Annotated in this window: 8 protein-coding genes; 3 read left to right on the plus strand and 5 right to left on the minus strand. The window is 70.7% G+C overall.

The window, feature by feature from the left end; translation table 11 throughout:
* Nucleotides 1-48 precede the first annotated feature (48 nt).
* Nucleotides 49-711, plus strand: coding sequence for a class I SAM-dependent methyltransferase (locus AB8Z75_RS28755; protein WP_369207028.1), 663 nt, complete (start codon nt 49-51; stop codon nt 709-711).
* Between the two features lie 27 nt (nt 712-738).
* Here AB8Z75_RS28755 and AB8Z75_RS28760 read toward each other — a convergent pair whose 3' ends face one another.
* From AB8Z75_RS28760 to AB8Z75_RS28770, 3 genes are all read right to left on the minus strand, one after another.
* Nucleotides 739-1,380 carry a class I SAM-dependent methyltransferase gene (locus AB8Z75_RS28760; protein ID WP_369207030.1) on the minus strand — a complete coding sequence of 214 codons (642 nt, stop codon included), beginning with the start codon at nt 1,378-1,380 and terminating at the stop codon, nt 739-741.
* 59 nt (nt 1,381-1,439) lie between these two features.
* Complete coding sequence (locus AB8Z75_RS28765; RefSeq protein WP_369207032.1) at nt 1,440-1,898, minus strand: ankyrin repeat domain-containing protein; 459 nt, start codon at nt 1,896-1,898, stop codon at nt 1,440-1,442.
* A gap of 78 nt (nt 1,899-1,976) precedes the next feature.
* A complete protein-coding gene (locus tag AB8Z75_RS28770; protein WP_369207042.1) occupies nt 1,977-3,230 on the minus strand; it encodes an MFS transporter in 1,254 nt (417 codons plus the stop codon).
* A gap of 393 nt (nt 3,231-3,623) precedes the next feature.
* Here AB8Z75_RS28770 and AB8Z75_RS28775 point away from each other — a divergent pair, with 393 nt between their 5' ends.
* Nucleotides 3,624-3,848, plus strand: a complete 225-nt coding sequence (locus tag AB8Z75_RS28775; protein WP_369207034.1) for a hypothetical protein — start codon at nt 3,624-3,626, stop codon at nt 3,846-3,848.
* Nucleotides 3,849-3,894: 46 nt separating this feature from the next.
* On the opposite strand, the gene AB8Z75_RS28780 is transcribed toward AB8Z75_RS28775, so the two are convergent.
* Nucleotides 3,895-5,007 carry a chitinase gene (locus AB8Z75_RS28780; protein WP_369207036.1) on the minus strand — a complete coding sequence of 371 codons (1,113 nt, stop codon included), beginning with the start codon at nt 5,005-5,007 and terminating at the stop codon, nt 3,895-3,897.
* A 253-nt stretch (nt 5,008-5,260) separates the two neighbouring features.
* Between AB8Z75_RS28780 and AB8Z75_RS28785 the strand changes: the two genes are divergently transcribed.
* Nucleotides 5,261-6,019: a hypothetical protein gene (locus AB8Z75_RS28785; RefSeq protein WP_369207038.1), complete on the plus strand. Its 759-nt coding sequence runs from the start codon at nt 5,261-5,263 to the stop codon at nt 6,017-6,019.
* A 22-nt stretch (nt 6,020-6,041) separates the two neighbouring features.
* Here the strand turns inward: AB8Z75_RS28785 and AB8Z75_RS28790 are convergent.
* Nucleotides 6,042-6,571: FCD domain-containing protein (locus tag AB8Z75_RS28790; RefSeq protein WP_369207040.1), on the minus strand; the 530-nt coding region annotated here is incomplete at its 5' end.

Raw genomic sequence — 6,571 nt, forward strand, 5'->3', positions numbered from 1 at the left:
CGCCGGGACCGGGGCTGGTCGGGGCCGGGGCCCGGTTACCGTGGTGCCATGGCGTCGCCGTCTCGTCTCGACCGGTTTCACCAAAGGCACCCGTGGAGCCACAACGACCACTACGGCCCCTGGGTCGCCCGCCAGGTGGCCGCCTCCGGGTCGGAGCACGTCCTCGACGTCGGCTGCGGCACGGGAAACCTCTCCGCGCTGCTGAGCCGACGCGCCGCCACCGTGACCGGCCTCGAGCCCGACCCTGGGACGGCCCGCGCCGCGGCCGAACGCTTCACCGGCGACCCCTCGGTCAGCATCCTCGAAGCCCCCTTCGAAGAGCGCGACACCCGGCGGCGCTGGGACGCCGTCACGCTCGTCGCTGTCCTGCACCACCTCCCGCTGGCGCCGACGCTGCGAGAGCTGCGCGACTGCCTCTCCCCCGGCGGGCGCCTGGTGGTCGTCGGCTGCTACCGGGAGGCCGGGCCCGTCGACCTGCTCACCTCCTTGTCCGCCGCGCTCGCCAACCCCGTCATGGCACTGGTCAAGCACCCTGCCCGGGCCGCGGCGCCGCCACCACACATGACGGCGCCCACCCGAGAGCCGCAGGAGACCCTGAGCGACATCCGGGCCGCTGCCGCACAGGAGCTGCCCGGCGCCCGGATCCGGCGCCGCCTGTTCTGGCGGTACACCCTGGTCTACGACGCCCCCGTCGGCCGCGGCCCGGCCTGACCCCTGAGCGCACTCAGACGGTACGGGTCAGCCGCCGGTACGGGTCAGTCGCCACACGTGGTCCGCCCGCGTGCCGGACCTGCCATCGGGCGACGACAAGGACCGCTCCACGGTCTCCAGCGTCTCCACCCGCCAGGTGGGCGGCAGAGCGAGCATCTCGAGCAGGCCCTGGAGCGTCGGAAAGACGGCCTCGAACGGGTACTCGTGTTCCTCCATCCAGGAGGGCCATCCCGCGTGCATGACGACGAGGAGAGTGCCCCCTGGCTTCACCGCTTCGGTGGCCCGTTTGAGCGCGCCGTCCTGGTCCAGCGCGACGGGTGACTGAAGGAACTGAGCACTGACAAGATCGAAGCTGCCCTGAGGAAAGGTCTTTCCGAGCTCATGCTGCTCGAACACGGTCCGCTCGGCGAGACCGGCCTCCGCGGCATGGGCTGCCGCCCGCTCCAGGGCGGTGGAGGAGATGTCCACACCGGTCGCCCGCCAACCCCGCGAGGCCAGCCACAGCACATCGCTTCCCTCGCCACAGCCCAGGTCCAGGGCGCTGCCCGGTTCCAGCGCGTCGACCTCGCGTACGAGCAGGGGGTTCGGGTCACCGCTCCAGAGGCGTTCGCTGGAGCGGTAGCGCTCCTCCCAGAACGCGGCGGGGGCTTGCGGCTGCGGTGTCGACATCGGAGCTCCTTCGGGACGACTGTGCGGGCGCGGTGCCGGGGCACCTGAGCCCAGCGTCGTCAACCGGCCGGAGACGCGTCAAACGTGGTTGCCGAGACGGCAAAAGAGGCCGCTGCGAGGAGAAGGCCGGCGGTCTCCGTGTGGGGACCGGCATCTACTGCCCACTCCAGAGGGGAGCGGCCGGCGCCGTTGTCCTCTCGGAGTCGCGGATCGGCACCGTGCGCCAACAGTGCGCGCACCGTCTCGGTGTGTCCCCAGCACGCTGCCGCGCACAGCGGCGTGCCCTCCGAGCCCAGCCCGCTGCTCTCGGCGTCAGGGCAGGCCCCTGCCTGCAGAAGCAGGCGGACGATATCCGCTTTGCCGCTCACTGCTGCCGAGTACAAAGGAGTGGCACCCTCGGCGTCCGCCCTCTGAGGATCGGCACCTGCCCGGAGAAGCGTCTTCACGTGGGCGGTGTCGCCCATCAGAATGGCGTCGAAGAGACGACGGGAGAGCTTCTTCCGCTGCCGCTGGTTCATGGTCGCAGAGCCTAGCGACTCGGTGCCGGACGCACAGCCTCCTACGCTCCGCGCTGCGGCGGGGGCCCGGTGTTCGCCTCAGCCCAGTTCCCTGGACCGGGTCTCCGGAAGCGCCAGCACACACACCAGGGAGACCACGGCCATCGCGGAGACGTACCAGCCCACGGCGCTCGAACCGTACGAGGACTGCAGGTCGGTGGCCACCAGCGGCGCCACCGCGCCGCCCAGCACTCCGCCGAGGTTGTAGGCGAACGAGGCACCCGAGTAGCGCACCCGGGCGCTGAACAGCTCCGGCAGGTAGGCGCCCATGGGCCCGTACACGACGCCCATGCAAAACAGCGTGCCGCCCAGCGCGAGGGTGATCAGCAGCGGTTGCTCGGTGTCCAGCAGCGGGAAGAGAACCAGCCCCCAGACGACGGCGAGTCCGCAGCCGGTCAGGACGAGCCGGCGGCGGCCGCGGGCATCGGAACGGGTGGCCGCGATCCAGGTGCCGGCGGCGAGGAAGAGGCAGGCCACCATCGACAGGGCCAGCATGGTGCTGCGCGGTACACCGAGGCCGTCGGTGGCGTAGTTGAGGCAGTAGGTGGTGGCGGTGTAGAAGAGCCCGTAGGCGACGATCATGCCGCCCGCGCCCAGCAGCATCTCACGCCAGTGGGTGCGGAAGACCTCCATCGCCGGGGCCTTGCTCTTCTCCTGCGCGTCCATCACGCGTTGGAAGACCGGCGTCTCGCTGATCCGCAGCCGTACGAACAGTCCCACTGCGACCAGCGCGAAGGACAGCAGGAAGGGTACCCGCCAGCCCCAGGAGCGGAACGCCGTGTCGTCGAGCCCGGTGGACAGCGCCCAGAAGATCCCGGTCGCCGCGAGGAACCCGACGGAGGGGCCGAGCTGCGGGAAGGCCGCGAACATACCGCGGCGCTTCTCGGGCGCGTGCTCCACGGCGAGCAGCGCGGCACCGCCCCATTCACCGCCGAGGCCGATGCCCTGGAGGAAGCGGAGCAGGACGAGCAGCAGCGGCGCCCACACACCGAGGGTGGCGTAGCCGGGCAGCAGCCCGACGAACGCGGTGGAGAGCCCCATCAGCAGGAGGGAGGCCACCAGCACGGACTTGCGGCCGACCCGGTCCCCGAAGTGTCCGAAGATCAGCGAGCCGAGGGGCCGGGCCACGAAGGCCACCGCGTAGGTGGAGAAGGCCGCGAGTGTGGCGTTGAGGGAGCTGAGGTTGGGGAAGAAGGCGTCGTCGAGGACGAGGGCGGCTGCGGTGCCGTAGGCATAGAAGTCGTAGAACTCGATGGCGGTGCCGATGAAGCTCGCGACGGCCACCCGGCGCATGCTCTCCCCGCCGCCGTCCTTCCCGCCGCCGTCCTTCCCATCACCGGGCGCGCCGGTGTGCGACTGGGCGGCGCCGGCCTCCGGGGTGCTGGGGGAAGTTGCCGGGGCACTGGACTTTCCCAGGGCCGCTCCGGGGGTGCCGTCTGCCGGCGTTCCGTCGTCCTGCGGCTCGGGGCATCCCGTTTTCGCTGGTCCTGCTTGCTGGCTCACAGGCGCACCTTTGCGGGAGGGCGGGCGTGAGTCAAGAGAGGGAGGCGCGCGTCTCGTTCAGCGAGACGATGCTGGTCGCGCGCCCCTCGCCGGGATCGCCCTCCTCCGTCCTCCCTGCCTTTGGACCGGTTCGTGTGTCGCCAGGGGCTTCGGCATCACCCGGTTCCTCACTACGATCACCGGATGCAGAACATGACGTGCACCCACTGCGGCACAGCCGGGCTCGAAGCGGGCTTCGTCGAGGATTCCGGTCAGAACTCGCGCGGTTACGCCCGCTGGATCGCGGGGCACTTGGAGCGAGGCATATTCGGCGGTGCCAAGCGCATGGGCCGGCCGTCCCGTCAGATCGACGCCTACCGTTGCCCCAAGTGCGGGCACCTGGAGCTCTTCGCGACGTACGAGTCCTGACACCGACGCCGTGCGGTACGGAGTGCGGGTGGGGTGACTGACGTCCTCAGCCGTAGTACTGGTCGAAGTTCCGCGAGAACTCCCAGCCGTGGAACCGGTCCCAGTTGATCGACCAGGTCATCAGGCCGCGCAGAGCGGGCCAGGTGCCGTGTGGTTGGTATGAGCCGCAGTCGGACCCCTTGGTCAGGCAGTTGAGAACCTTGTCGACCTCGCCTGGCGGGATGTGTCCGTTGCCCGCCTGCGTCGAGGCGGGCAGGCCGATCGCCACCTTGCTCGGGGGCAGGCCGGGGAAGACCTTGTCGGTGTCGCCCTGGACCGGGAAACCGGAGAGCAGCATGTCGGTCATGGCGATGGGGAAGTCGGCGCTGCCCATCTGGTGGTAGGTGTTGTCCAGCCCCATGATCGGGCCCGAGTTGTAGTTCTGTACGTGGAGCAGCGTCAGGTCGTCGCGCAGCGCGTGGATGACCGGCAGGTAGGCGCCGGCGCGCGGGTCGCCGCCCCACTGCCCGGAGCCGTAGCGCTGATAGCCGAGCTGCACGAAGAAGGTCTCGGGGGCCATGGTGAGGGCGAAGTCCGCACCGTACTTCGCCTTGAGGGTCTTGACGGCGGAGATCAGGTTCACGATGACGGGCGTGGTGGGGTTCTCGAAGTCCGTGTCGCCGGCGTCGAGCGACAGCGAGTGGCCTTCGAAGTCGATGTCGAGGCCGTCGAGACCGTACTCGTCGATGATCGCCGAGACGGACGAGACGAAGGCGTCGCGGGCCTGCGGCGTGGTGAGCCGGACCTGTCCGTTCTGGCCTCCGATGGAGATCAGGACCTTCTTGCCCTCCGCCTGCTTGGCCTTGATCGCGGCTTTGAACTCCTCCTTCGTCTCGACGTTCGGGCACTCGGTCCTCGGGCAGAGGCTGAAGCGGATGTCGCCGGACGTGGCCGTGGTCGGCTCTCCGAAGGCGAGGTCGATGACGTCCCAGCTGTCGGGGACGTCCGCGAGGCGGGTGTAGCCGGAACCGTTGGCGAAGCCGGCGTGCAGGTACCCGACCAGTGCGTGCTCGGGCAGTGCTGCCCCGTGGGCCGGGTCGGCGGACGAGACCGCGGGTGGAGGGGAGGTCGCAGCGGTTCCGGCCGCCGCGGCCGGTGCCGCGAGCAGGCCGGTCCCCACGAGGAGGAACGCCGCGCCCGCTGTGCGGAGCCGGAAGAGTCTGCGTCGGCCCGGTCGGGGGCCAAAGGAAGAGCGTGCCACAACTGCCTCCAGGGTGGGGCCTGTTGGGGAGCGAGCCAAGGCCAAGTTGGTCCAGACCAAAGACGTTGTCAAGACCTGCCGCCCCGGTGATCCGACTGCCATGATGGGAGCACCGCGCGGGCGAGCCCCGGAGCGAAAGGCTTTCAGTCCGTGCGGGAGGGGGCTGAACGAGATGAGACGTGTCGCCGTACGGTGCTGTGCGCTGCTGCTCGGTTCGGCGGCCGTGTGGGCGGGCCTGCACCAGGCGGCGGAGCCGTACCGCACGACCGTCGAGTTCCGGCACGCCCGGCCCTGCCCGAGCGGCGGCCCGTCGGGCGCAGACACGTGCGTGGGGCGGGAGACCGGCCGTGTCGCGGACAAGCACACGGTGACGACCACCACGGGTGACGCGGAGGACTCCACCACACAGACCTTCTACTACCTGCGCGTCGAGCGGCACTCGGGGCGGACGGCGAAGTACGAGGTGTCCTCGGGGCTGCACGGTGCCGCGCGCCGGGGCTCGCGCGCGGAGCTGGAGGTGTGGCACGGGCAGGTGGTGGGCATCACGGTACGCGGCACGCGCGACCGGCTCACCCCGGACTCCACCAACGACCTGGCGCTGAACTGGTGGTACAGCTGGATGGGGGCGGGCCTGGCGCTGTGGGCGGTGCTGGGAAGTGGTCGGCCTCGGGGGCTGTTCGGTCCGCTGGGGTCTCGGGCGTTCGCCTGGATGTGGCTCGGCCTGTGGACCGTGGTACCGGCGAGCCGGATCGCCGCCCGTGGCACCGCGGGGTGGGGAGTCGTGGGCTGGTCGGCGCTGTGGCTGATCGGCGCGGCGCTGAGCGTGACGTTCCTGTGGGTCGCCTTCGACGACGTGCGCGGGCCCGCGGCCGGATGGCGGCTACGGCGTCGAAGCCGGGGCCGGGTCCGCGCACGGCCGGACGCGGGGTGACGTGGCCGTGAGCGCGTCCGCGCTACTCCTCCTCGGTCCGCTGGGGGGCTGGGGCGCGGGTGCCGCTCGACGTGCCGGCTCCGGTGAGGCCCACGTACATCGTGCGGTGCAGCTCGGCGGCGTGTGCGGAGAGCAGGCGGGCGGCGAGCGCCGCGTCCCTGTTCTCCAGCGCGGTCTTGATCTGTTTGTGCTGCTCATTGCTGGTGTGCAGGTAACTCATGGTGTAGGGCAGGAAATAGCGGTACAGCTCGCCGGTGACGTGTGTGTACATCGTCAGCGCGCTGGGCAGCCCCGCGGCGGTGGCAATGACTGAGTGGAAGCGCTTGTCCGACGCGTGGAAGTCCGCCCAGGTGGCTGCCGCGTCCATCTCCGCGATCGCCGCGTCCAGCACGCCGAGTGTGTCCGCGTCGATGCGCTCGCTGGCCAGGTGTGCGAACCCGGCCTCCATGACGACCCGCTCGTCGATCAGCCTCCGGACCCGCGCGGCGTCTTCCCGGTAGGCGGCGCTCTCCGCCACCGCGTGCAGCCGCGGCTGCTCGCGGTGGCGGAGAG

It is taken from the genome of Streptomyces sp. PU-14G (genome assembly GCF_041028275.1).
GTDB lineage: Bacteria > Actinomycetota > Actinomycetes > Streptomycetales > Streptomycetaceae > Streptomyces.

Coding starts and splice junctions, on each gene's coding strand:
- AB8Z75_RS28760 (WP_369207030.1), bottom strand. CDS start 1,380: ATGTCGACACCGCAGCCGCAAGCCCCCGCCGCGTTCTGGGAGGAGCGC.
- AB8Z75_RS28755 (WP_369207028.1), top strand. CDS start 49: ATGGCGTCGCCGTCTCGTCTCGACCGGTTTCACCAAAGGCACCCGTGG.
- AB8Z75_RS28775 (WP_369207034.1), top strand. CDS start 3,624: ATGCAGAACATGACGTGCACCCACTGCGGCACAGCCGGGCTCGAAGCG.
- AB8Z75_RS28765 (WP_369207032.1), bottom strand. CDS start 1,898: ATGAACCAGCGGCAGCGGAAGAAGCTCTCCCGTCGTCTCTTCGACGCC.
- AB8Z75_RS28770 (WP_369207042.1), bottom strand. CDS start 3,230: ATGCGCCGGGTGGCCGTCGCGAGCTTCATCGGCACCGCCATCGAGTTC.
- AB8Z75_RS28785 (WP_369207038.1), top strand. CDS start 5,261: ATGAGACGTGTCGCCGTACGGTGCTGTGCGCTGCTGCTCGGTTCGGCG.